The sequence below is a fragment of the Hyphomonas adhaerens MHS-3 genome (assembly GCF_000685235.1).
Classification (GTDB): domain Bacteria; phylum Pseudomonadota; class Alphaproteobacteria; order Caulobacterales; family Hyphomonadaceae; genus Hyphomonas; species Hyphomonas adhaerens.
Window position 1 is genome coordinate 1,590,247 of sequence record NZ_ARYH01000001.1, and the last position, 24,436, is coordinate 1,614,682.

The 24,436-nt window shown below is 62.0% G+C and carries 24 protein-coding genes; 17 read left to right on the forward strand and 7 right to left on the reverse strand.

Annotated elements, in window-relative coordinates; genetic code table 11:
- The first annotated feature begins 74 nt into the window (after positions 1–74).
- Positions 75–944 (forward strand): LysR substrate-binding domain-containing protein, encoded by an 870-nt coding sequence (locus tag HAD_RS07830; protein ID WP_035570356.1) that lies wholly within the window; start codon positions 75–77, stop codon positions 942–944.
- 72 nt (positions 945–1,016) lie between these two features.
- Here the strand turns inward: HAD_RS07830 and HAD_RS07835 are convergent, their stop codons facing one another.
- Together HAD_RS07835 and ypfJ are read right to left on the reverse strand one after the other, a co-directional pair.
- A complete protein-coding gene (locus tag HAD_RS07835; protein WP_035570357.1) occupies positions 1,017–2,303 on the reverse strand; it encodes an O-acetylhomoserine aminocarboxypropyltransferase/cysteine synthase family protein in 1,287 nt (428 codons plus the stop codon).
- Between the two features lie 112 nt (positions 2,304–2,415).
- A complete protein-coding gene (ypfJ, locus tag HAD_RS07840; protein WP_035570358.1) occupies positions 2,416–3,267 on the reverse strand; it encodes a KPN_02809 family neutral zinc metallopeptidase in 852 nt (283 codons plus the stop codon).
- Positions 3,268–3,377: 110 nt separating this feature from the next.
- Here ypfJ and HAD_RS07845 point away from each other — a divergent pair, with 110 nt between their 5' ends.
- On the forward strand, positions 3,378–3,800 hold the full coding sequence (locus HAD_RS07845; RefSeq protein ID WP_035570360.1) for a secondary thiamine-phosphate synthase enzyme YjbQ: 423 nt from the start codon (positions 3,378–3,380) through the stop codon (positions 3,798–3,800).
- On the opposite strand, the gene HAD_RS07850 is transcribed toward HAD_RS07845, so the two are convergent.
- Positions 3,797–4,843, reverse strand: coding sequence for a class I SAM-dependent methyltransferase (locus tag HAD_RS07850; protein ID WP_035570362.1), 1,047 nt, complete (start codon positions 4,841–4,843; stop codon positions 3,797–3,799). The genes HAD_RS07845 and HAD_RS07850 overlap by 4 nt on opposite strands.
- Positions 4,840–5,808, reverse strand: a complete 969-nt coding sequence (lgt, locus tag HAD_RS07855) for a prolipoprotein diacylglyceryl transferase (RefSeq protein WP_241765322.1) — start codon at positions 5,806–5,808, stop codon at positions 4,840–4,842. Before lgt ends, HAD_RS07850 begins: the two co-directional genes overlap by 4 nt.
- A gap of 89 nt (positions 5,809–5,897) precedes the next feature.
- On the opposite strand from lgt, the gene HAD_RS07860 reads away from it, so the two are divergent.
- From HAD_RS07860 to recR, 15 genes are all read left to right on the forward strand, one after another.
- Positions 5,898–6,155 carry an accessory factor UbiK family protein gene (locus tag HAD_RS07860; protein ID WP_035570364.1) on the forward strand — a complete coding sequence of 86 codons (258 nt, stop codon included), beginning with the start codon at positions 5,898–5,900 and terminating at the stop codon, positions 6,153–6,155.
- Between the two features lie 130 nt (positions 6,156–6,285).
- Positions 6,286–6,789: a type III secretion system chaperone family protein gene (locus HAD_RS07865; RefSeq protein WP_035570366.1), complete on the forward strand. Its 504-nt coding sequence runs from the start codon at positions 6,286–6,288 to the stop codon at positions 6,787–6,789.
- A gap of 4 nt (positions 6,790–6,793) precedes the next feature.
- The gene (proC, locus tag HAD_RS07870; RefSeq protein WP_035570367.1) at positions 6,794–7,600 is read left to right on the forward strand and encodes a pyrroline-5-carboxylate reductase; all 807 of its coding nucleotides are present in this window, start codon (positions 6,794–6,796) and stop codon (positions 7,598–7,600) included.
- A gap of 15 nt (positions 7,601–7,615) precedes the next feature.
- A complete protein-coding gene (locus HAD_RS17900) occupies positions 7,616–8,272 on the forward strand; it encodes a hypothetical protein (protein ID WP_051596026.1) in 657 nt (218 codons plus the stop codon).
- Positions 8,238–9,323, forward strand: coding sequence for a phosphotransferase (locus HAD_RS07880; RefSeq protein ID WP_051596027.1), 1,086 nt, complete (start codon positions 8,238–8,240; stop codon positions 9,321–9,323). Before HAD_RS17900 ends, HAD_RS07880 begins: the two co-directional genes overlap by 35 nt.
- Before the next feature lie 206 nt (positions 9,324–9,529).
- Positions 9,530–9,802, forward strand: a complete 273-nt coding sequence (gene sciP / locus HAD_RS07885; protein ID WP_035571879.1) for a CtrA inhibitor SciP — start codon at positions 9,530–9,532, stop codon at positions 9,800–9,802.
- Positions 9,803–9,884: 82 nt separating this feature from the next.
- A complete protein-coding gene (locus HAD_RS07890) occupies positions 9,885–10,547 on the forward strand; it encodes a hypothetical protein (RefSeq protein ID WP_035570368.1) in 663 nt (220 codons plus the stop codon).
- Positions 10,544–11,476, forward strand: coding sequence for a flagellar motor switch protein FliG (locus tag HAD_RS07895; protein WP_035570370.1), 933 nt, complete (start codon positions 10,544–10,546; stop codon positions 11,474–11,476). The genes HAD_RS07890 and HAD_RS07895 overlap by 4 nt, the downstream gene beginning before the upstream one ends.
- Positions 11,473–11,895: a hypothetical protein gene (locus tag HAD_RS07900; protein ID WP_035570371.1), complete on the forward strand. Its 423-nt coding sequence runs from the start codon at positions 11,473–11,475 to the stop codon at positions 11,893–11,895. Before HAD_RS07895 ends, HAD_RS07900 begins: the two co-directional genes overlap by 4 nt.
- On the forward strand, positions 11,892–12,158 hold the full coding sequence (locus tag HAD_RS07905; protein ID WP_035570372.1) for a FliM/FliN family flagellar motor switch protein: 267 nt from the start codon (positions 11,892–11,894) through the stop codon (positions 12,156–12,158). The genes HAD_RS07900 and HAD_RS07905 overlap by 4 nt, the downstream gene beginning before the upstream one ends.
- Before the next feature lie 213 nt (positions 12,159–12,371).
- On the forward strand, positions 12,372–13,382 hold the full coding sequence (locus tag HAD_RS07910; RefSeq protein ID WP_035570374.1) for a flagellar biosynthesis protein FlhF: 1,011 nt from the start codon (positions 12,372–12,374) through the stop codon (positions 13,380–13,382).
- 4 nt (positions 13,383–13,386) lie between these two features.
- The gene (locus HAD_RS07915; protein WP_035570376.1) at positions 13,387–14,229 is read left to right on the forward strand and encodes a nucleotide-binding protein; all 843 of its coding nucleotides are present in this window, start codon (positions 13,387–13,389) and stop codon (positions 14,227–14,229) included.
- A 134-nt stretch (positions 14,230–14,363) separates the two neighbouring features.
- Entirely contained in the window at positions 14,364–15,077 is a 714-nt protein-coding gene (gene ctrA / locus HAD_RS07920) for a response regulator transcription factor CtrA (RefSeq protein ID WP_035570378.1), read from the forward strand.
- A 179-nt stretch (positions 15,078–15,256) separates the two neighbouring features.
- Entirely contained in the window at positions 15,257–16,795 is a 1,539-nt protein-coding gene (locus HAD_RS07925; RefSeq protein ID WP_156942200.1) for a hypothetical protein, read from the forward strand.
- Between the two features lie 81 nt (positions 16,796–16,876).
- A complete protein-coding gene (gene recR, locus HAD_RS07930; protein ID WP_035570381.1) occupies positions 16,877–17,485 on the forward strand; it encodes a recombination mediator RecR in 609 nt (202 codons plus the stop codon).
- Positions 17,486–17,497: 12 nt separating this feature from the next.
- On the opposite strand, the gene HAD_RS07935 is transcribed toward recR, so the two are convergent.
- From HAD_RS07935 to HAD_RS07945, 3 genes are all read right to left on the reverse strand, one after another.
- Complete coding sequence (locus HAD_RS07935) at positions 17,498–18,634, reverse strand: PQQ-dependent sugar dehydrogenase (RefSeq protein ID WP_035570383.1); 1,137 nt, start codon at positions 18,632–18,634, stop codon at positions 17,498–17,500.
- Between the two features lie 126 nt (positions 18,635–18,760).
- A complete protein-coding gene (locus tag HAD_RS07940; RefSeq protein WP_035570384.1) occupies positions 18,761–21,655 on the reverse strand; it encodes a TonB-dependent receptor in 2,895 nt (964 codons plus the stop codon).
- A gap of 223 nt (positions 21,656–21,878) precedes the next feature.
- Complete coding sequence (locus tag HAD_RS07945; protein WP_051596028.1) at positions 21,879–24,371, reverse strand: TonB-dependent receptor; 2,493 nt, start codon at positions 24,369–24,371, stop codon at positions 21,879–21,881.
- Positions 24,372–24,436: the final 65 nt, after the last annotated feature.

Sequence of the window (24,436 nt, forward strand, 5' to 3'; positions counted from 1 at the left end):
ACAGATGCCAGCACCAATCATGTCATTCTATCGAATAATAATGTATATTCCATTCGGAAAAATTGGACGAATAGATGACCCTGGAACAATTGCGCATTTTCGTGGCCGTCGCCGAGCGGGAGCATCTGACCCGCGCGGCGGCAGATATCGGTCTGACGGCCTCGGCCGTCAGCGCGTCGGTCCGGGCGCTGGAAGCGTATTACAATGTGGCCCTGTTTGACCGGGTGGGGCGCGGCATTGAGCTGACGGAAGCGGGCCGTGTCTTTCTGGGCGAGGCGAAGGCGACCCTGGCGCGGGCGGAGGCGGCGGGGTTGGCGTTGAGCGAGCTGGGCGGATTGCGCCGTGGCACGCTGCATGTGCAGGCCAGCCAGACGATAGCGAATTACTGGCTGCCGCCGCGCCTGATGCGCTTTCATGACGATCATCCCGGAATCGACGTGCGCCTGGAGGTCGGCAACACCCGGAGTGTCGCCGATGCCGTTCTGAACGGGCAGGCCGAACTTGGCTTCATTGAAGGCGAGATCGATGCACCGGCCCTGCATGTCAGGCTGATGGCCAAGGACGCGATGATGGTCGTAACCGACCGCAATCATCCGTTTGCAGACGGGCACCCGCTCACGGATGCGGACCTTGCTGCGGCGAAATGGGTGATGCGGGAAGCGGGTTCCGGCACGCGGGCGGCGCTGATGGATGCGCTTGCCGGGCGAGGGCTTGCACTGGCGGACCTGACCATCGCGCTGGAACTGCCGTCTAACGAGGCCGTTGTCTCGGCCATTCGGGGCACATCCGGCGTGGCGGCGGTTTCAGGTGCGGTGGTTGCGCCGCTGATCGCCCGCGGCGATCTGGTGGCCGCGAACATGTCCCTCCCGGTCCGTCATTTTTATGCGCTGCACCACAAGGAGCGCCGGCTCAGCAAGGCAGCAGACGTGCTGCTGGGCCTCTGAGCCGCCTGATCTGACCGGCATAAAAAAGGGCAGCCAATGGGCTGCCCTTTGTCTTTACTGGACGGGAAGGCTTCAGCCCGCCGCCTTCAGTGCCTGGTCCAGATCCGCGATCAGGTCTTCGGCGTCTTCGATGCCGATGGAGAGGCGGACCGTGTCCGGCGAGGCGCCGGCGGCGATCTGCTGTTCTTCGGTCAGCTGACGGTGCGTGGTCGAGGCCGGGTGAATGACCAGCGAGCGGGCATCGCCGAGGTTTGCGACATGGCTGAACAGGTTCAGGCCGGCAACGAATTTCATGCAGGCATCATAGCCGCCCTTCAGCTGCACGGTGAACAGCGCGCCAGCGCCTTTCGGGCAGATTTTCGGGATGCGGTCCTTGTAGGGCGACGAGTCGAGCCCGGCATAGGTGACGCCGGAGACGGCCTCATGGCCTTCCAGCCAGGCGGCGATCTTCTTCGCATTGGCGATGTGCTTCTCCATGCGCAGCGACAGGGTCTCGATGCCCATCAGCGTGTAGTGCGCGCCTTGCGGGTTCATCGTCATGCCGAGGTCACGCAGGCCGATGGCGATGCCATGGAAGGTGAAGGCGGCCGGGCCGAACGTCTCGTGGAAGGTGAGGCCGTGATAGGCCGGTTCCGGCTGGGAGAGGGACGGGAACTTGTCGCTGGCCGACCAGTCGAACTTGCCGGAGTCGACCACCACGCCGCCGGTGACCGTGCCATTGCCGGTCATGTATTTCGTCAGCGAGTGAACGACCAGCGTCGCGCCATGGTCGATCGGGCGGCAGAGATAGGGCGTGGCCGTCGTGTTGTCGACGATCAGCGGAATACCGGCCTCGTCCGCGATGGCGGCGACGGCGTCGAGATCGGTGATATAGCCACCGGGGTTCGCGATGGTCTCGCAGAAGATGGCGCGGGTGTCGTCATCGATCGCGGCTTTCACGGCGTCGAGGTCGTCGAAGTCGACAAAGGTGCACGACCAGCCGAAGCGTTTGAAGGTCTGGCTGAACTGGGTGATCGTCCCGCCATAGAGGCGCGTCGAGGCCACAATGTTGCGGCCCGGCGCCATCAGCGGGAACAGCGACATGATCTGCGCCGCATGGCCGGACGAGCAGCAGACTGCGCCTGCGCCGCCTTCCAGCGCGGCGATGCGGTTCTGCAGCGCGCCGATCGTCGGGTTTGTCAGGCGGGAATAGATGTAGCCGACTTCCTGCAGCCCGAAGAGCGCGGCGGCATGATCGGCATCGCGGAACACATAGGCGGTGGTCTGGTAGATCGGCACCTGGCGTGCGCCGGTGGCCGGGTCGGCCTCGGTGCCTGCGTGAATGGCCAGCGTGTCAAAGCCCTGCGGTGTGTCGGTCATGTCGTTTCCTCGGTTTCTAGCCCTGCGGTTTCTCCGCCGTCTTTAGGGGAGCGGCCGGGGCGCAGCAATGAGGAAATCTGACGTGTTCGCCGCAGGCTTTCTGATGCGTGCCTTACTGGCTGAACGTGCCGCAGGCGGCCGGGTCGCCGGTGGTGAGGCCGCGTTTCAGCCATTCGACCCGCTGGTCGGCGGTGCCGTGGGTGAAGGCCTCCGGCGTCACCTTGCCGGTCATGCGCTTCTGGATCATGTCGTCGCCAATGGCCTGGGCCGTCCGCAGGCCTTCTTCGACATCGCCAGCTTCCAGCGCGACGGCGCCGTCTGAGGCTTCGGCGGCATGGGCTGCCCAGACGCCGGCATAGCAGTCGGCCTGCAGCTCCAGCGCAACCGACCAGCTATTGGCCTCTTCCTGGCTGTCAGCGGCCTGCTGGAGCTTGCGCACCGCGTCGCTGGTGCCGGTCAGCTTCTGAACATGGTGTCCGAATTCGTGTGCGATCACATACGCCTTGGCGAAGTCTGCACCGGAGGCGCCAAGCTGGGTCTGCATGTCCTGCCAGAAGCCGAGGTCGAGATACACGGTCTGGTCTGCCGGGCAGTAGAACGGCCCCATGGCGGCCTGGCCATAGCCGCAGCCGGTGCCCGTGCCTTGTTCGTAGAGCACAACTGTGGGGGCGGTATAGCTGCGGAGCTCCTGGCTCCACACGTCATTGATGTTGGCGCTGATGACATCGACAAACTGGCCGGCTTCGTCTTCCGGTGTGCCGCGGACGCCTTCCTGCGTACTGGCCGCGTTGCCGGTCGACTGGCTACCGACAATCTGGGCCACTTCCTCCGGCTCCATGCCGAGGACGAAATAGCCGATCAGGGCGATGATGATGACGCCGATACCGCCGCCGGCCACCTTGCCGGGCCCCATGCCCCGACGGTCCTCGATATTGCCGCCCTTGCGTCCACCTTGCCAGCGCATCCGCTCTCTCCTGATACTGTGCCGGGCCTCTCGCCCGGCCATTGCCGCTATCCTAGCATCCATGCGAGGACGAAACAGTCCTTTTGGCCAGCCCATGCAGGGGAGTTCTCATGCACGAAACCATCGCTCTCAGGACTTCGGGGCAGGGCCTCTATGAATTCACCCGGGCCGTCCAGCGGTTCCTGTCCGATATGCCCGTCCGCAATGGGCTGCTGACGCTGTTCTGCCAGCATACGTCCTGCTCGCTGCTGGTGCAGGAGAATGCCGATCCCGATGTGCAGGCAGACCTGAAGGCCTTTTTCCGCCGCCTCGTGCCGCCAGCGAACGATCCATCCATGAGCTATCTGGAACATCGCACCGAAGGGCCGGACGATATGCCCGCGCACATCAAGGCCGCGCTGACGCAGACGTCTCTTTCAATCCCGGTGATCGAAGGCCGCCTGGCGCTGGGCACCTGGCAAGGGCTCTATCTGTTCGAGCACCGCGACGCCCCGCACACCCGCCGCGTCGTGGCGCACTTGCTGGAAGGCTAGAACCCCGCCGGTGCCGGCAGGCCGCTGGACGACAGGCAGACCGCCTTGAAGCGTTCGCCCATGTCTTTCGGGTCGATCAGGCGCTGGGCGGCATTGAACATGGCTTCGCCGTCGTCCGGGTTCGCCTTGACCAATTGATTGAGCCGCGCCTGCGCGCCGAGGCCCAGCAGGAACATGCCCTGGGGGGCCGGTCCGGCGACATCCAGCCCGGCTTTGCGGGAGAGGCGCGCCAGCCGTCCGAAATCGACATCCACCGTCAGGTCGGACTCGCCGGGCAGGGCGAGCGGGCTGACCTGCTCACCATCCTTGTACGAACGAAGACTGTCCCCGGGCGCCTTATCCGAGGGGCCATAATCCACGAACAGGGCACGGAAGGGCGCGTCGCGGGTCACGAGGTCTGCGACCAGCAGGTCCATGCCGGTCTGCACTTCCACCACGGCGCGCGTCTCTCCGGCGCCTTCCGGCGGGGCCTGTTCATCGGCGGCGAGGCCGAAGACGAGGTCACGGCTGGCATCGAGGCCGATGACGCATTCGCGCCATGACCCGCCATCCCGGCGGAACTGGCGGGCGGGCAGGCAGTCGAGATATTCGTTTGCGACCAGCAGCATGGGGCCGGCAGGCACTTCGGCCAGCGTGGAGACGAAATCCGGCTGGGCGGCTGCAAGCGCGTCCCGCTGGATATCGCGCATCGCCGGTGAGGGTTCGACGAGGGTCAGCCGCATGGCCTTTGCGAAGTCTTCGCCGCCCGCCACCATGCCGAGGCGCAGCGCGTCCTGCATCAGGGCACCGCGGCCGGGGCCGATCTCGACGATCCGGATTTCCTCAGGCGATCCCATCGCCTTCCATTCATGCACCAGCCAGAGGCCGATCAGTTCGCCGAAGATCTGGCTGATCTCGGGGGCGGTGATGAAATCCTTCCCGATGCCGGGACGCGTGGCGTAATAGCCCTGCGCCGTGTCATGCAGGCAGAGCTGCATATAGGTCGACACAGGGATCGGGCCGCCTGTTTCGATCAGGCGGATGAGACGGTCTTTCAGGGTCACGCTTTGGTCTTGGTGTCTTTGGGGGTCTTTGGTTTCAGCGCGTTCCAGACGAGCCACGCGCCGCCCAGCCACATCGGGATGGACAGCAGCTGGCCCATGGTCAGCCATTCCGGCATGCCGTGGACGAAGCTGTCCGGCATACGGAAGTTTTCCACCACGGTGCGTCCGAAGGCGTACATCAGCAGGAACAGGCCCGCGACGAGGCCGGGCCGTTTCAGGGCGCCGAAGCGCCAGATCAGAATGGAGAGCACGATCAGCGGCAGCCAGCCCTCCAGCGCCGATTCATACAGCTGGCTCGGATAGCGGGCGGTCTCGAAGCCGTTATAGACCCATTTTCCGGTGTCCCAGTTGAAGGCCGGCGGGGTGGAGCCCGGCACCACGCCTTCCGGGAAGACCATGCCCCACGAGGAGTCCGTGTGGCGGCCATACAGCTCGGCATTGATGAAGTTTGCAATTCGCACGAGGCCGATGCCGATCGGCGCCACGACCCCGGCGATGTCGCCGATCGAGAACAGGCTGACCTTTCGCGACCAGGCGAAATAGACAAGCGCGACGGCAACGCCGGAGATCCCTCCGTGGAAAGACATGCCGCCATCCCAGATCCGCAGGATCGTGCCCGGATCCGCCATCAGGGCGTCCATCTGGTAGGGCACCATGTAGAACAGGATGTAGCCGAGCCGTCCGCCGAGGATGATGCCCAGGATGATCCAGAACATGATGTCGTCCAGCTGGTCCTTGGTCAGCGGGCTTTCGCCGCCGAACAGGGCCGGGCGCCGGATCATGGCGCTGGCATACCACCAGGCGAGGCCGATCCCGGCCATGTAACCCAGCGCGTACCAGCGCAGATGGAACGTGCCGAGGCCGATAAAGCCGAAATCTATGGAGAAAAGGGCGGGGCTCATCTCGGGGAAAGAGAGGGCACCGGCAGCCAGGTGTGCCCCCAGCAGCGTCATCGTGTCGAACATGCGGCCTCTTTTCCCTGTCTTGCCCCGAACCTATCTGTTACGGAATGTGGCAGACAAGGCCAGCCACCCGCGCGCGAAGGAGTAGCCTCATGGCGACGACAAATCCACTGCTCGATGACATTGCAGGTCTGATGACCGGCGCATTGGGGGCGGCGCGTACAGCGGGCGAAGAGGCCAAAACGGCGGCGCAGTCCCGCGTGCGGGCGATGATCGCCGATATGGACCTGGCCGGGCGTGACGAAGTCGAGGCGCTGAAGGCGCTGGCCGTCTCCGCGCTGGAAAAGGTCGAGGCGCTTGAAAAGCGTGTGGCGGAGCTGGAAGCCGCCGAAAAAGCAGGCGACGATTGACGTCTGGAGCTCCCGCAACTGTTGAAGCGCATGGACCTCGTCGCTGAGGGGCGTATGCATGGACCATGCGTGGGGATAGCGCAGAGGGACGAATCCTGTCCCGATAAGACTGTCTGCGAGGGGAGCGTAAATGAGTGTCAGCCTGAGCCGTAATGAATTCAACATGGTTGACCCGCTGGAGCGGGTTGAACAGGCGCTTGAAGAAGGCGGCTGGCAGGCTGAACGCGATGAAGAGGGCACAATCCAGGCCGTCGCCGAAACACGCTGGGGCGACCTTGGCGCCCTGTTTGCCTATCGCCCGGAACCCGCCGCCATCCATTTTTCCATGACGCTGGACGTCAAACCGCAAACCGCGCGCCGCGCCCAGATTGCCGAGCTGATCATGATGGCGAATGAACGCCTCTGGCTCGGCCATTTCGACTATTGGGCCGACGAGGGCGTGATCATTTTCCGCTACACATTCCCGATGATGGACCGGGACGAGCCGACGCTGGGCGAAGTGCGCAGCACGATGGCCGCCGCTGTCAGCGCGGTCGAACGGTTCATCCCCGCTTTCAATTTCCTGATCTGGGCTGGAAAATCCCCGCGCGATGCCATCGACGCGGTGATGTTCGAAACCCACGGCGAAGCCTGAGGCGATGGCCGCGCCATCGATCGCCCTGATCGGGGCAGGGCGGATGGGCGCTGCGCTCGCCAGTGGCTGGCTGGCCGGAAAGAGCAAACCGGATATCCGTATCCAGGACCCGAAGCCGTCGGAAACCGTCACCGAATGGGCCGACGCCGGCAAGGTGGCCGTAAACCCCGACCCGGAACCGGTGGATGTCCTGATCATTGCGGTGAAGCCCCAGGTCTTCCCGAAGATGGCCGAAAGCCTGAAATCCTGGATCGGCCCGAAGACGCTGGTCGTCTCCATCATGGCCGGGACGCGCATCAAGCAGCTCGCCGAACGCCTTGGCACGGACTGCGTCATCCGGGTCATGCCCAACACACCCGGAGCCATCGGCAAGGGCGTCTCAGTCATCTCCAAGTCCGGTATGGTCATGGCGAAGCAGCTCGAAATCGCCGAAAAACTGCTGCGGCCGCTGGGCGCCGTCATTGGCCCGGTGGACGAAAAACACATGTCGATTGTCACCGGCCTCTCCGGCAGCGGGCCGGCCTATGTCTTCCTCATGGCAGAGGCCATGGCGGATGCGGCAATCGCCGAGGGCCTGTCTGCCGAACTCGCTGAACAGCTTGCCGCGCTCACGATCGAAGGCGCTGCGACCCTGATGGTGCAATCGGACCAGCCGCCCAGCGCGCTCAGAAAAGCGGTCACCTCACCCGGCGGCACCACCCAGGCCGCCCTTGACATCCTTATGGATGAGGGTGGGATGCCGATACTGATGCGAAAAGCGATCCGGGCCGCCGCCAACCGCGACCGGGAGCTGTCTCGCGATACCGATTAGGAGACAGGCAGGACCATGGAGGAGGAGACAGTCGACATCGTCGAGCTTGGCCTTCTCGCCGCATTGCGCCTGGCTGAAGACAATTCCTGGGGCAATATTACCCTCTCCGCCATTGCTGAAGAGGCCGGCCTGCCGCTGAGCGAGTTCTACGGCGTCACGCGGGACGACCTCGCCAACGCCTTCGAGGCTTATTTCGACCGCGCCATGTCCGCAGAAGGCCCGCCAGGCGGAGACTCCCCGCGTGAGCGCCTGTTCGACGTGATCATGCTGCGCTTCGAAGCGATGGAAGACCACCGCGCTGGCGCCATTGCCCTGATGCGGGACCGCGAGCGGACACCGCGCCTGCTGCTGCGCCTGCCGGCGCACCGGGCCGCGAGCGCTCACTGGGCGCTGGCCTCGGCGGGCCTCGACGATGACAGCGGCGCGCCGCTGGGCCTCAAGATTGCCGCCATCGCGTTCGTGATCGCGCAGACCGAGCGGGCCTGGCGCAAGGACAAGAATGGCGATTTCGCCCTCACCATGGCCGCGCTGGACAAGGCCCTGCGCGCCGCGGAGGCGCGGATGTTACGCCTGAAGAAATACATACCCAAAAAATCAAAGAGCGGGCCGGCAGAGCCCGACGATGCGGAGGAACCCCATGAGCCGACCCGGCCTCGACACCAATCCCCTTGAACTCACGCCGGACTGGTTCAACCAGCTTTTCGAAGAAATAGGCATTGATGCAGAGGTCTCCGGCCTCACGGCAAAGTCTATCGGCACAGGCCAGATTGGCGAGAATGTCCGCTTTGTCTTCGACTATGCCCGCAAGGGAGACGGCGCCCCGGCGACGCTGGTCGGCAAGTTCCCGTCCGATAATGAAGCCAGCCTCATGACGGCCAAAATGCTCGGCCACTATGAGCGCGAGGTGAACTTCTACCGCACCTTTCCGAAAGTGGCGGGCCGCATCACCCCCGCCGCGCTGTACACCGACTATGACGCGGAGACGAACCGCTTCGCTCTGATCATGGAAGACATGGCCCCGTCCGAGCAGGGAGACCAGCTGGCCGGCTGCAGCGTCGCTGAGGCGGAGCGGGCCATGGATGCCGCAGCGATTCTGCACGCGGCCTACTGGAATGACGAGTCCCTTGATACCTATCCCTGGCTGCAGGGCACCAGCGTGGCGCCGCCTCCGGCAATGAGCCCGGAGCAGGTTGCCATGCTGTGGACAGGCTTCAAGGACCGCTATGACGCGTCTCTCACGCCGGATGTCATCGAAGTGGGGGACGCCTATGCCGACGCCCTGCCGCGCATGCAGCAGGAGCCGGGAGACGGCCCGTTCGCCCTGACGCACAACGATTACCGCCTGGACAATATGCTGTTTGGCAAGCCGGGCGCGCCGAAGCCGCTCGCCGTGGTCGATTGGCAGACGGTAGGCAAGGGCGCCCCGGCCAGCGATGTGGCGTATTTCATCGGGGCAGGCCTGACACGGGAAGACCGGCCGAAGCATGAGCAGGCCCTGCTGCGCTACTATCATGCCCGCCTGCAGGATGAGGGCGTCACGGATTACGGGTTCGACGCGCTCTTCGATGACTACCGCTACACGTGTTTCTACGGCATGTCGGTGGCGTTTGGCGCGGCGATGCTGGTGAAACAGACGGAACGCGGCGATCAGATGTTCCTGACCATGTTGCGGCGTCATGCGGCGCAGGCACGGGACAATAATGCTCTCGAATTGCTGCCCTGAAGCCGCAGATTTTTTTCATTCGTGTAATGTTTTCTGCAGAGTCTCGCCCACTGTGCCGGGCCGGAACAGGTTTCCAAACATCCTCCTAATGAGCGCGCGTAAACTCTCATAACGGGTTACGCGTGGGCTTAAGGGGAAGCGCGTAGTGTCCATATTCCGGGCTCTCCAGAAGGAGTGTCCGCCCTCTATTGGAAAATGGTGTGGATATGGAACAGCAGAATGCAAAACCGATGAGTGTGAAAGGCCCTGACGGCCAGAAGCTCACAATGGCGGATCTCCCGTCGCCGAACATTTCCCGTTGGGTCACCCGCCGCAAAGCGGAAGTGGTTGCCGCCGTTGCCGGTGGCCTGCTGAGCCGCAAGGCTGCGTGTGATCGCTACAACCTGACGGATGAAGAGTTCGAAGGCTGGGAGCGACTTTACCTGCGTCACGGCGCCAAAGGCCTGCGCACGACCCGCCTGCAGCAGTATCGCCGCTAGGCGTTTGTTAAACCCAAATTTACGGGCGCCCCGTTAACTCTGGCGAAAGCATCCGGAATCCTCCGGGTGACGGGAGTCCAGTATGGCGCACGGAAGATCCGGTATCTCGCGCGGCGCGGCGCCTTCCACACGGGCGCTCGCGTTCGCGGCATGTGCGGTGGCCCTCGGCCTGCTCGCCTGGCGCGGCAGCGATGTGATCAGCCGTACCCCCGCATCGCCCGGTCCGCTTTCCCAGTCTGAAGCGTCCCTCCTGTCTGTCGCCGAAGCGATGGCGGGGCAGGGGCATGTCCGCATTTCCATTGTCCGCCAGCCAGGTGCTGTCCGGCAGGTCCTGCTGCTTCTGGACGAGGCGGCCGGCGTGGACGATGCGACGCTGTCCAACACCATATCCACGGCTGCCGGGCTCGACCCTTCCAAGGGAGAAGGCGTGGACCTGCAGCGTGTGGCCTTCGCGCCCGGTATCAGCGGCGCGCCGCTGCCGCGCGACTGGGCGGAATTGTCGTTGCTGGCCCTGCTGGCCGGTCTGGCTGGATGGATCGGTTTCCGGGCGGAGCGCCGCGAAGAGGCGCCTGTCGAACTGGTGCAGGAATCCCTGCCAGGCCGTGTGGCGCAGCCCGCTGCGGAACCGGCCGTTCGCCCCGTCGCCGTGCACGATGATGATGCCGCAGACCTCGCCCGCCGTGATCCCGGCCGGGCAGCCGATGTCGTCCGCGGCTGGATGAGTGGCAATGGAGGCAATGCATGAGTGCGCTGACGGTTGCCCGCAAAGAGACACCGGCGGACGGCCTGATGCGGTCGGCCCGCCTGATGCGCGCACTTGGTCCGGATGCGGCACCGATCTGGGCGGAACTTTCCAAATCTGAAGTGCAGGCCCTGACGGCCGCGATGGATACGCTCGGCCCTTCGGCGGAAGGGGAAGCCGACGCGGTCTCCCAGTTCATGGCCGCGCATCAAAAGCTACGCAGCCCGGCAGAGCCCGGCGCGTCTGTCTGGCGTCGCCTGTCAGATGTAGGCGCGGAGGCGCTGGCGAGCCTGTTCGAGACGGAGCATCCGCAAACCGTTGCATTGGTCCTGTCGCGCTTGCAGGGCGAGGCATCTGCGCGGCTTCTGCGCGCCTTGCCGCCTCGGCTGGCCATCGACGCGATGCAGCGGCTGTTGAATCTTGGGCCCGTCCATCCGGCCGCACTGTCGGCATTTGAAACCCGGCTTGAGGCCATCCTGATGGCGAATGCCGGGGATGGGCAGGCAAGCGGACATGAGCGTGTCGCCCGCATTTTTGATCGCCTCGACAGCCGGTCCGAGAAGACATTCCTTGCTGCGCTCGACCACGCCGAACCGGGGGCAGGCGAGAAGGTGCGCGCGTTGATGTTCACGTTCGACGACCTGACGAGCCTGGATGCGGCTGGCCTGCAGACACTTCTGTCCGCGGCGGATCGCGCCGTTCTGGTTGTGGCGCTGAAAGGCGCGCGGCCCGATACGGCCTCAGTTTTCTTTGCCAATATGACCCAACGTGCCGGCGATCTGCTGCGAGAGGAGATCGCGTCGCTTGGCCCGGTCCGCCGCAGTGACGTCGAAACCGCCCGCCAGGAACTGGTCGCGCTGGCCCGCACACTGATCCAGCGCGGCGATATCCGCGCCGATGGCCAGATCGAAGACGATGAGCTGGTAGAATGATACAGCGCGCCGTCAAATCCCTGCAGCCCTTCGATTTCCGCAGCGATTTCACGCCGCCGCCGGAACCGGACGTGCCGGCGCTGCCGGTGGAGGAAAAGATCACGCTGTCTGCGCCGGATCTGGCGATGCTGCTGACAGAGGCGCGTGCGGAGGCCCATGCCGCTGCCATGTCATTGAAGCATGACGAACAGAATGCGCGCCTGCAGCAGGTGACGGAAAACCTGACGGAAGCCCTGGCAAACCTGGTCTCTCTGGCCGGACACCTGGAAACGAGCGCTTATTCGGACGGTTTCCGGGAGTCCGCATTGCGTCTGGTCACGGCGACAGCCCAGCGGATCGTGGACGGACAGGGCGATCTGTTTGCACAAAGCCAGGAATTCATCCAGAACAGCCGCCCGACCGAGAAGGATGGATCATGACCCAACCTGCCAATCCTGCCTTGCAGAAGTCCCTGATGGACGTGCCCGTGCGTGTTGATGTCGTGCTGGGCGAAGTGCGCATGCCGATGGAAGAACTGGCCGCCATGTCCGCCGAGGACATCGTCGCGCTGGAGCGGCGCACCGACGAACCGGTCGAGATTTATGTCTCCGACCGCCTGATGGCGCGGGGGCGCCTGGTTGTTGCCGATGGGCAACTCGGGGTGACGCTTTCGGAGATCGTGGACTCCCGCGAAGCCGCCTGACTGCGGGAAAACCCATGGTTAACAATGTGTTGCAGGCCGACAGATTCGGCACTGCAGGAATGGGCTGTTTGCCCCGTCCGAATTCGGCAATCCCTAACACCGAAGAGGAATTTGTTAACCTTTAGACGACACTAATGGTTTCGGGAGAGTGTGGCCCGTTCGCGTCTGGGGCGCGGGGATGGCGGGTCTGTTCGAGAGTAAGGACGCCGCCGTATGCGTATGAAGATGTTCGCCGCCGAGACCTTCGAGGCTGCCAAGGCGATGATTTTTGCCGAGATGGGAGCCGATGCGGTGATCCTGTCCGAGCGCGAGATTGATGGTGGCGTGGAAGTTCGTGCGGCGGTCGACAAGATGGGCGGCGTCGGCATGGTGCCGAATGAGCCGCTGTTCCTGCGCGATGCGCGCGGTGGCGGCCATGGCCGAGGTTCCGAAAATCCCCTGTTCAGCCGCGTGCGCGATGCGCTGCTCTGGCATGGTTCACCGCAGCGTTTTGCGGATCGTATTGCCGCCGAAGGGGCTGGCCGCGTCCAGCACCTGAGAGATCCGGAAGAGGCCATCTCCGAAGGCCTTGCCCGCATCGTGACCTGCGATCCGCTGCCTGCGCGCCTGGACCGCGATATTCTTCTGGTCGGCCCGCCCGGGCACGGCCGCACCGCCACAGCTGCCAAGCTGACCCGCCGCGCTGCCATGGCGCGCGCCGAAGTGGCCCCTGTGGCCGCTGACCTTGACGGCACAGCTGGTGGGGCACAGCTGGCGGCGTATCTGGAGCGGGAAAAGAGCCAGATCCGCACCTGCCAGTCACCGGATGACCTGTTCGCGACATTGAAGACGCTGAAGACCGAGAACCGCCGGTGCGTGATCGATCTGCCGGCCATCAATCCATTCGATGATGACGATATGGCCAGCCTGCAGGACCTGATTTCCGTCATTCGCGCCGAGCCTGTGCTGGTCCTTTCAGCCGAAGGCCACCCCGACGACCAGCTTGAAGCCGCCCGCAGCTTTGCCAGAGCAGGCATCAAGCGGGCCATTCTGACCAAACTCGATGTTGTCCGAAGGAGGGGCGGGGCCATATCCGCCCTGTCGTCGGCCGGCATTGCCTTCTCACACCTTGCCGTCACCCCGTTCATCGGCGGCGGACTGGTCCCGGCAGCGCCCATGCGCCTTGCCGCCCTGTTGATGGAAGATGCCCCGGGCGACGTGATCGCCCTGAAAGGAGCCGCGTAATCCCATGAGTTTCATGATGCGCAAATCGCAGGAACGTCCGGCGCCGCGGCCAACACCGCGGCGGGTCGAGCCTGCGTCGATCATCGCAGTTGCGAGCGGGAAGGGCGGCGTCGGCAAGACGTTCATGGCCATCACGCTGGCATCCGCCTTCGCCCAGGCCGGTAAACGCACCTTGCTGGTGGATGGGGACCTTGGCCTCGCCAATGTCGACGTCCAGCTCGGCATCGCGCCTGAAACCGACCTCGCGGCCGTTATTGCCGGCTGGGTCGAGCTCGACGATGCCGTGACGCCAGTTGATGGCGGCGCCGCAGATGGCGGGTTCGATGTGCTGCCGGGCCGGTCAGGCTCCGGCGCGCTGGCAGAACTGCCGCCAGAAGAAGTGGCCCGCCTCGCGGCCGGTCTTTCCGCGCTGGCCCTGCAATATGACCAGGTCGTGGTCGATCTCGGCGCCGGGATCGAGGCGAACTGCATGCGGCTTGCCCGTGCTGCCGACAAGGCCCTGATGGTGATCACGGACGAGCCGACGTCGATGACCGACGCTTACGCCTTTATCAAGGTGCTGCGCGGCTATGCGCCGAATGTCGAGCCGGTGGTCTGTATCAACCAGGCCGACAGCCGTGCTGCCGGACAACGGACTTATGAGGCGATTGCCCGGGCGTGCCAGACTTTCCTTGGCTTCCGTCCGCATCTGGCCGGTGTTGTGATCCGCGACCCGAAGGTCCGCGATGCAATCCGCTGCCAGAAGACACTGATTTCCACAGATCCTCAGGCTCAACCTATCCAGGATGCCATCGCAATCAGCCAAATGCTGATCGGTGCAGCCTCGGCAGCGGAGCTTGGCAATTAATCTGTGTGAAGATTTGGGGGATTTCGCGGGGAATCGCAGGGCTCTGTTAACTAGTGTTAAAGAAACAGCCTATAGGATTCTCAGAGTTAATAAAAACGACTAGCTTGTCGTTAGGCTGATTCGGGAGACGACACATGCGCGTCCTGCTAATTGAAGACGATAGCGCCGTCGCGCGTTCCATCGAGCTGATGCTGAAGTCCGCGGGCTTCAACATCTACGCCACTGACCTCGGTGAAGAAGGTGTCGATCTGGGGAAGGTCTACGAGTACGACATGATCATCCTTGATCTGTCGCTGCCTGATATCTCCGGCTACGAAGTCCTCAAACAGCTGCGTATGGGCCGCGTGAACACGCCGGTCATGATCCTCTCCGGTAACCCGGACATCGAGGCAAAAGTCCGCACGCTGGGTTATGGCGCTGACGATTACCTCACCAAGCCGTTCAACAAGGACGAGCTGATCGCCCGCATTACCGCCATTGTGCGCCGCTCCAAAGGCCATGCCGAGAGCGTGATCCGCACCGGCGAGATCCTGGTGAACCTCGACGCCAAGACGGTGGAAGTGGACGGCGACCGCGTGCACCTCACCGGCAAGGAATACCAGATGTTCGAGCTGCTTTCCCTCCGGAAGGGCACGACGCTGACCAAGGAAATGTTCCTGAACCACCTCTATGGCGGCATGGACGAGCCGGAACTGAAGATCATCGACGTCTTCATCTGTAAGCTCCGCAAGAAGCTGCAGCAGGCCACCGGCGGCAATCACTATATCGAAACGGTCTGGGGCCGCGGCTATGTGCTCCGCGATCCGCGCCCGAGTTCGAAAACGAGCGAGGTCGAAGAGGCGGCATAAGCCTTTTCCCGACGATCAGAACAGAAGCCCCAGCCCGACGGCTGGGGTTTTTTGTTTGTTTCACCCGATAATTGATGGATTTGTCAGCCATGACTCTCTTTTTGGGAGAAGGCTGTTGTATCTGCTGCAGAACCCGAAAATAAAACTGATCACCTATAGGTAGTCTGCGGGATTGGGGTATGCGGTTGAAAACGGCAGCGGTGGCTGCTGGCGCTTTGGCGCTGGCATTGAGTGGATGCGGCGGGGGAGGCGGCACAGGAAGCGGCCAGGACCCAATAGCCTCACCGCCGCCTCTACCTCCGCCCGCCAATACACCGCCGGAAGTGAACTACACGCTCAGCTCTTCTAGCCCGGATGAAGAGCAGCCATTCTGGATCGATGCCAGTGGTTCGACGGATTCGGATGGTGACGCGCTGACCATTGCGGTCACTCAGCTCTCCGGCCCGGCTCCCAGCAATGTGCCATTGTTTGAAAATGTGCCGACCGGCGAAGGGATCTTCGCGTTCCGTGCTCCGGAAGTGAGCGCGGATTCTGCAATGGAGTTTGAAATCTCGGTTTCGGACGGAGAAGATACGACCACAGAGAACGTGACTATTTCCGTCCGGAACATCGTCTTGTCGCCTGTCGGCGGTATCGTGAGTGGCGATCTTGCGAACTTCGGGAACCTGCAGAATCCGGTCGGCGCCGACTTCTTTTCCCAGCCATTCGGCGCGCTGACTTCCGGATTGATAGGTGTGGCGGACAAAGCGGACGATACGGCACGCCTCTCGTTCAGATATGAAAATGATCTGACGACCGAAGAATTTGTTCCAGTCGTGGAAAATGATCTGCCGGACAGCATCGCAGGTGAGAACACCCTTGTGAGCAGCGGGTTTTTTAAATCTGGGTCCCAGTCGGTTCTGGTTGCTCTGGAAGAAAGTAATCGTGTTCATCTCCTGCAGGCATTTGAGCAGGTTTTGACCACTCAGAAACCTTGTGCCGTGGCATCGCTCCTTTCTCCGGACATTCCGATTTTGTCAGATCTGGTCGTGGGCAGCCGGGACAATGGTTTGCGGTTGTTCAAGTTCGATGATGTCAATGGAATGAACCTCGAACCGAGCACGGTGATCGAGGCTTCCGGTGAGTACTGCCATGTCGGCGGGGATAGCAACGATCTGGTCGCGTATGATTCGTCGACGCAATCCCTGCGCTTCTGGACCACGCAATCCGGAGCAGCCCCCCTTGAAGGGGCGAGCCTGCCAATTGCCCAACCACAAGGATTGGACCTGGTCGGGGCCGCATTCAAGCTCAATGCAACGGGAGCGGATACGTTTACGGCTGCGTTCGTTTTCTCCGATGGCGTCCATGATGGACATCATGAGGTGCACATTTATTCGAATGAGCAAGGGAACCCGGGTATCGTCAACACGAAGGTGTACTCGTGGACCAAGGGAGTGCCTTCGGACATCATCATAGAAGACACGAACTCGATGGATGCCTCGAGCCAATCGGATGTCCTGATCGCTCTGGAAGATATCCCGTACCTTATTTTTATCGATGATGAGCAAGACGTGATGCTCGGTACGTACAGCCCGGACTACGCTCCGCTGCAATACCTGCCGGCTCCGTTCTGGACTTCCAGTGTCCGGCACTCCTGGGGGCTGGATCTGGCAAGCGATGCACTCGTACTCACGCAGACCCGGACCGGTACGGTCACAATGGTCGAGCTGACGCCATAGGCGCCGTCGGCCCAGAGGTCAGCTGACCTAGAATTGCACGTCTATGCTTGCAACGCCCGGCAAATACCTGACATTGGGGGCATGTCACAGCGTTCTGCCGGCCCGGAGATTCTTCGCCTGATTGAGCTGATGTCCCGTCTGCCGGGCTTCGGGCCGCGGTCGGCACGCCGGGCGGCTCTTTTCCTACTCAAACGGAGCGATACGCTGCTGTTGCCGCTGGCCGAGGCGATGTCCGATGCCGGGCGCCGGATCGAGAAATGCGAGATCTGCGGGAACTATGACACGTTGCAGCCTTGCGCAGTGTGCCAATCGGGCGGCCGCGATGAGGGCCTGATCTGCGTTGTGGAGGATGTGCCGGACCTGTGGGCGCTGGAGCGCGGCGGATCCTATCGCGGGCGCTATCACGTCTTAGGCGGGGTCATGTCTGCCGTCGATGGAATCACGCCGGATGATCTCAACATTCCCTCGCTGATCTCACGGATCGATGCGGGCGGGGTGCGCGAAGTGATCCTGGCGCTGAATGCCACGTTCGAAGGCCAGAACACGGCCCACTACGTCGCAGAGCAGCTGGCCGGCAAGGGCGTGCAGATTACCTATCTCGCCCACGGCGTGCCGGTGGGCGGGGAGCTGGATCATCTGGACGATGGCACACTCGCCGCCGCGCTGCGGGCCCGGCGGACGAGCGAATAGGCTGAACTATTCCTATTCCGCGATGTCGACGCGGAAGATGCCGTCCAGATCCTTGGTGGCGACATAGAGGTGGCCGTCCGGCGACTGGGCAACGTCGCGGATCGCGTACTCATCCTTGAACAGGTTCTCCCGCTCGGTCACGACGCCGTTCTCCAGCCGGATGCGGACGAGTTCCAGGCCGGCAGGGCCGTTCATGCCGCCGACGAAGAAGTCACCCTTCCAGCCGGGATAGACATCGCTGGTGAGGCGGGTCAGGCCGGATGGCGCGATGGATGGCACCCAGTAGGTGAGCGGTTGCTCCATGCCTTCCTTCTCGGTTTTCTCGGTGATGATCGTGCCGTCATAATTGACGCCATAGGTGATCACCGGCCAGCCATAGTTTGCGCCGGGTTTGATGATGTTGAATTCGTCGCCGCCCTTGGGGCCATGCTCTGTCTCGTACAGCGTGCCTTCCGTCTTGTCGTAGTAGAGACCCTGGATGTTCCGGTGCCCGTAGGAGTACACGGCAGGGTTTCCATCCACTCCGTCGGCAAACGGATTATCGGCCGGAATGGTACCATCGGAATTGATGCGAATGAGAGACCCATGGGTGATTTTAGGGTCCTGAGCATCCTTCATGTATTTGAAACCTTCGCCGAGTGAGACGAACAGCGTGCCGTCATTGGCGAATTGCAGGCGGCCACCGAAATGGTAGGCGGTGTCGCGGGAGTCGGCCCGGAAGATTTCCGTCATGTCTTCCAGCGCGGTGTTGTCATCGCTGAGGCGGGCCCGCACGACCGCGGTTCCGTTGTCGGCTTCGGTGCCCTGGGCATAGGCGACATAGATCAGGCGGTTGGTTTCGAAATCCGGATCCAGCGCGATGCCAAAATAGCCGCCTTGTCCTTCTGTCAGGGCAGGGGGCATGCCGGTGACCGGCGTGGCTTCGCCTTCGCCGCCTGCGGCATAGTTCAGGCCGCCATCCTTTTCGGTGAACAGGAGGTCGCCATTGGGCAGGAAAGCCAGACCCCACGGGAATTCAGCCTCGATGACAGGGGTCAGCGTTACTTCAAGGTCGCTGGAAACCTCAGGCGTTGCAGGCGCGGCGGCCGAACCGGGGCTGCATGCAGAAAGGGCGAGGGCAGAAACAAAGCCGGCAAAGATCAGGCGCATGGGACGTCTCCCGGGACAGGAAGGTTGGGGAATGGTGTGGGCAACATAAGTCAGGCCGGGCTTTGGGCCAAATAAAAAGGGGCGGCCCTGGCCGGGCCGCCCCAATTCGCTTCGGTCTTGAACCTGTTACCAGGACTTCTTGACCGTGACGCCATAGAGCGCCGGTTCGGTCAGGAAGACGTTGGTGAAGAGGCCGGAGGAGTCGTCGGTCAGGTAGTTACCCGTGATGACTTCCTCATCCGTCAGGTTCTTGGCGAACAATTCCACGCCCCATCCGTTCTGATCATTGTTGAACAGGATGGACAGGTTGACGTTCGACCAGGAGTCGAGCTGGTCACGCTGCGTGTTCCAGATCCGGCTGACACTGTCGGCCTGATAGTAGTAGTCGCTGCGGATTGTCATATCCCAGTTCGAATTGCCGAGGGCTGGGAAGGTGTATTCAGCAGCGAGGTTCAGCGTCGTGTCAGGCGCGCCCGGAAGGTTGTTTCCATCGAGGCTCTTCGCGTCGCCTTCGAACGGCTCGAGTGCATTCGCCGTTTGGACGTTTCCGTTGCTGTCCGTGTAGCTCACGGTGACACCGTCAAGGCCGAACGACGATTCAGCACCGGAGAACGCACCGCTGCATAGACCGCGCGTGTCACCCGCATTGAGCAGACCGCCCTGGATGGCACCGAGAACAGTTGCATAACCTTGGGCCGAAACCACGCAGTTGGCGAAGCTCGCTGCATTTTTCAGCACGACGAGGTCAGAACGGCCATTGGCGCGATCAAGAACGTCGATACCATATGCATCCTGGATCTCAGTATCGAGAATACCCAGGTTTGCCGTGAGCAACCAGTTGTCCGCCGGCGTCCAGAGGAACTCAACTTCAAGGCCTTTGATCTTGGCGTCGATGTTGGTGTTCACTGAAGACCGGTTGATGATCTGAGTGATCTGGTACCCTTCATAGTCATAATGGAACCCGGTCACGTTGAGCTGGGCGACACCGCCGCCAAGCGTGTTCTTCGTACCGATCTCGATGGAGTTCACGAACTCAGGATCGAAGGTTTGCGAGAACAGGTTTGCACCGGCAGGCTGCGGTGGGTTGATCCCGCCGCCTTTGTAGCCTTTCGAGTAAACACCATAGATCAGGGTTTCGTCGGTGAAGCCGAGATCCGGTGACCAATCGATACCAAAGCGTCCGGTCGTTTCCTTGTCTTCGGTGTTCAGGCTGCCATCTCCGCCATCATCCGGGGCCGCACCCACGATCGGCGACGGTTGCAGAGGGTCTGCACCAGCCGCTTGTGGCGTGAACAGGAAGGTCGGAATGACATCCTGCTCCTTTTTGTCGATCGTGTTTCTCAGGCCAAGGGTGAACTTCAGGTTGTCCGTTGCCTGATAGTAAGCCTCGCCAAAGAAGGCGGTTGAATCGAGACGGTAAGGAGACAAGGAGCGGAAGTATTCACCGCCATCGCCGTTCAGCGTGCCGTTGAACAGTCCGAGATTGTTCGTGCTCCCCGAGTCGAGCGGGACATTCCCGCCGAAGATGCCGCCACCGGCAGCATTGTTCAACTGGGTCAGGGCCGTCAGCGAGTTCGAAAGAACATAGTAACCAGCCGTGCTGTCATAAGGATCAATCGCTTCGAAATCGACCTTGATTGCGCCGAGATTGAAGTTGAACGGTCCATCGAAATCCGACTGCAGACGAATCTCGTGCGTGTCCTGATCGCTGCCGCCGCCCGATTGGTCGAACGTACGGAACAGGTTGGAAACGCCAAGTTCCGGATCAGACACAACACCGCCTGGGAACAGGAGCGGATAAAGGGCAGGAATCGCTGCGAATGGACCCGCTGTCTCATTGAAGGCAATGGTTGGGGCGATCTTGTTATAGTCTTCGATCGACTGAACCGAGCTCTCATTGTGGCTGCCGAGATAGGTGAACAGCAGGCTGTCAGTGACATTCCATTCACCCTTCCAGGTGATCAGGTCCTGGTCTGCCTTGTAGATCGGGTCGAAGGCAGATTCGATGGTGCGAAGGTCCGGGTTCACTGGGTCGGTGAAGGCGTCGCCGTTCAAAAGGCCGGCCGTAATGGCAAGACCGCCGCCAAGCGTTGCCTGCGAGTTCACCCGATCGTTTGATTGGTTGAGCGGAGCATCCTGACAACCGACCGAAGTTACGAGCTGGTCGAATGCAGAGACCTGGAATCCGCCGAATGACGAGAAGCCCGGATCCTTTTTACACAGCTGCTTGCCGGCGCGCAGGCGGCTGTCATCTTCTTCGAAGTGTTCGTAGGAAACCCAGCCGCGCAGATTGTCGGTCGGTTCCACTGCGAAGGTTGCCCGGAAGCTGGAGAGGTCACGGTCATCGATATCGTTGCCGGTGACGGCATTTTTCACATAGCCGTCGCGTTGCAGAAGTGAGCCGGCCAGGCGCAAGGCGGCCTTGTCGCCAAGCGGCAGGTTGACCATGCCTTTCGCTTTGAACGTATTCTCGTTGCCGTAGGTCAATTCGGCATTCGCCTGAAACTCACCCAGCACAGGCTTGGCGGTGATCAGGTTGAACACACCGCCGGTGGCGTTCCGGCCGTACAGCGTGCCCTGCGGACCACGCAGAACCTCGACCCGTTCGACATCGTAGAATTCCGCTTCGAACAGACGGTTCGCTGTCAGTGGGACATCGTTCTGGTGGATACCAACCCCTGCGTCACCAGACTGGGCGACCGAGTCCACACCGATGCCGCGGATCTTGAAGTTGAAGCCCGTGAAGTTGCCTTTGGTAAAGGTCACGTTCGGGATGGATTTGACGAGGTCCGGGCCGCCGGTCAGCTGGAGCCGATTGAGCGCCTCTTCGTCAAATGCCGAGACTGCGATCGGAACGTCCTGAATGGATTCCTCGACCTTCTGGGTCGTCACGGTCACGGTGGAAAGTGTTCGGGTGCTTTCGCCGTCCTCTTGCGCGACGGCAACCGGGGCGAGCAGCCCCATGGCCAACACGGAAGCGCCAGCCAGCCAGACACATTTCGAGTCTCTGTATTTGGTCATCTAATTTTTCCTCCCCTCGGGCCGGCGGGATTGCTGGCTTCGAGCTGTTCTTTGAGCCGTTTCTTTTTGAACGTGCTTCAGAATCCATCGAATGGCAGCCGGGAGGGAAAGTCAATATTTTCAGTTGGAAGGATTGGCCCGGTGGACCCTACGTAAAGGCAAAAAATGAGCGGTGTCCGGGGCCGGACACCGCTCTGTTTGCAAGATTGTGCCTAAAGAGACCTTAGAACCGTGTCCTCAAAGTCACACCGTAAGTGGCAGGATCCTGGATGAACACACCACGTGCCGTTCCGCGGAGCGGCATGTTGAAGGTCACATTCTTCGTCTGCTCGTCGGTCACATTGTTCCCCCAGATCTCGAACGTCCAGCGGTCATCCGCCGTGCTGATACCGGCACGAAGGTTCAACTTGCTGTTCGCGTCCTGGATATCGTCGGCGAGCCGGGCACCTGTATCGTCCACGGCCTGGGTCGATGTACGGCGTTCGGATTCGCTGCGAACCGTACCGGTCAGGAAGTAGGGCATGCCGTTGTCGAGCGCGCTCTCCCAGGTCAGGCCAATCAGACCGACCCATTCCGGTGCATTGGTCAGCTTGAATCCGCACAGGCGATTCACCGGGTTCGATGGATCAAACCCGCCCGGTGCGCAGTCATTCGGGTAATACGCATCGGTATAGGTCAGGGCACCATTGGCGCTGAGATTGTCCGTCAGCTGGGTTTGAACTTCAATTTCGACCCCTTTGCTGACGACCTTCGGCACGTTGAATGTCTGGAATTGGGTTCCGGTGAATTCGAGCACCTGGAAGTCTTCCATTTCCTGGTTGAACACAGCCAGGTCGAACCGGCCGCGGCCGTCATTGAACGTCCCTTTGAGGCCGGCTTCGGTCGCATCGATCTTTTCAGAGTCGAAGCGTGGATCCGCCCCGCCGGTCGCCGCCGTCGGGTCGAGGTTGAAGCCGCCTGACTTGAAGCCGTGTGTGAAGCCTGCATAGAAGTTCAGGTTCTCGGTCAGCGAGCCGCCGAGTTTCACCGTGTATACCAGCTCTTCATCCTCAAACGTGTCGTTGAACGTCCGAGGCAGTGGCAGGAAGGCTGAGGCCGGAAGGTCGGCTTCGGTGGCGAACGGGAAGCAGGTCAGTGCCAGCGCCGTCGGGGCCAGAGGGGCCACATTGGCAGGGTAGGCATTGGCCACGATACCGTTCGCGATGTTTGTACAGGTCGGCGAGGACGCCGAAACCTGGTCAAACGACCCGTCTTTCGTTTCTTCCACATAGCGAAGGCCGACGGTCAGGTTTAGCCGATCCGTCAGCTCAAGGACGTTATGAGTGAAGACGGAGAAAGACTCGCCTTGCTGGTTGAACTTGTTGGTCGCATAGCTGCCGGCAGGGTCGACACCGCCCAGCGCGGCCGGCACATTGCCGCCAAAGCCGACACTGACAGCCTGGGCGCCAAGCGCAGGCACCAGCAGGGCCGACACATAGCGGCCATAGTCGCCGCCAAGCGTCATGGTGGCCTGTTCTTCGATGTCCTCATCCGAATAATAGGTGCCGAGCAGCCAGTCGAGCCGGCCATTGAAGGCCTGGCCCTGCAGGCGCAGTTCATGCGTCGTCGTCTTGATGTCGTCGTAAGACGGCCGGACGCTCGGTGCCGCGAACGGCGCCGTGTTGTCGCCCACAGCATAGACGTCGAGGCTCACATACTCAGAGTGCTGAATGGATTCAGCATGGAAGTCCCGGTAAGAGCCGATATAGACGAGATCAGCGAAGCCGAGGTTCCAGTCGAGCTGAGCGGAGATGCCTTCCTGCTGGAACGGGTTCTGGAATTGCTCGCCATTGGACGTCAGGCTGTCGAGGGCACGGGGGCCGAAAGCCGAAACACCGCCATTGGCAGGCAGGCCGACAGCCGCATAAATGCCGGCTTCTCCCAGCGGGTCAACGGTGACGATGGCGTCGCAGCACTGTTCATCCGCGTCGGAGTAATCCGCAATCACCCGGAGTTTTGCGTCCGGGGTGATTTGCCAGAGCGCTTGCCCGCGCACCATCCAGCGGTCACGCGTATGGCTTTCCGCACCGGTCGTGCTTTCGACCAGTCCGTCGCGTGTCCGGTAAGCCCCGGAGAGACGCACTGCGAACTTGTCTTCGACAATCGGCGCGCTGAAGCCGCCCTGCACATTCACCAGCCCGTAATTGCCGGCGGTGACGTTGGCAAAGCCGTCCTTTTCACGAAGGTTCGGGGCTTTGGTCGTGATGTTCAGTGCACCGGCAGACGTGTTGCGGCCAAACAGTGTGCCCTGCGGACCGCGCAGGACTTCGATCTGTTGCAGGTCGACAAGGTCGCCCAGGGCCACGCCGGGGCGTGACAGGTAAACGCCGTCCAGGAAAACGCCGACTGCGCTTTCCAGGCCGATATTGTTACCGGTGGTGCCGACGCCCCGAATCCGCATGGACGTGCCCTGCGATTCCGTTTGCGTCGAGTTCATGTTGAAGCTGGCCGACAGGTTGTCGAGCGCACGAAGGTCGGCGACCCCCTGGCGTTCAATTTCTGTCGGGCTGATGGCGGTCACTGCCAGCGGCACGTCGAGAATGCTTTCCTCGCGGCGCGTCGCAGTCACTTTCACAACGCTGAGACGTTTGTCTGAGTCAGCGGCGGGTTCGGATGCGGCGGGAGGAGCAGCTTCAACGGTGGTGGCGGTGTTCTGTGCATCTGCTTCCTGTGCCATCGCCGGGGCCTGAATCAGGCTCAATACGGCGGCAGAGGCACCTGCCAGCAAGACGCACTTAGGTT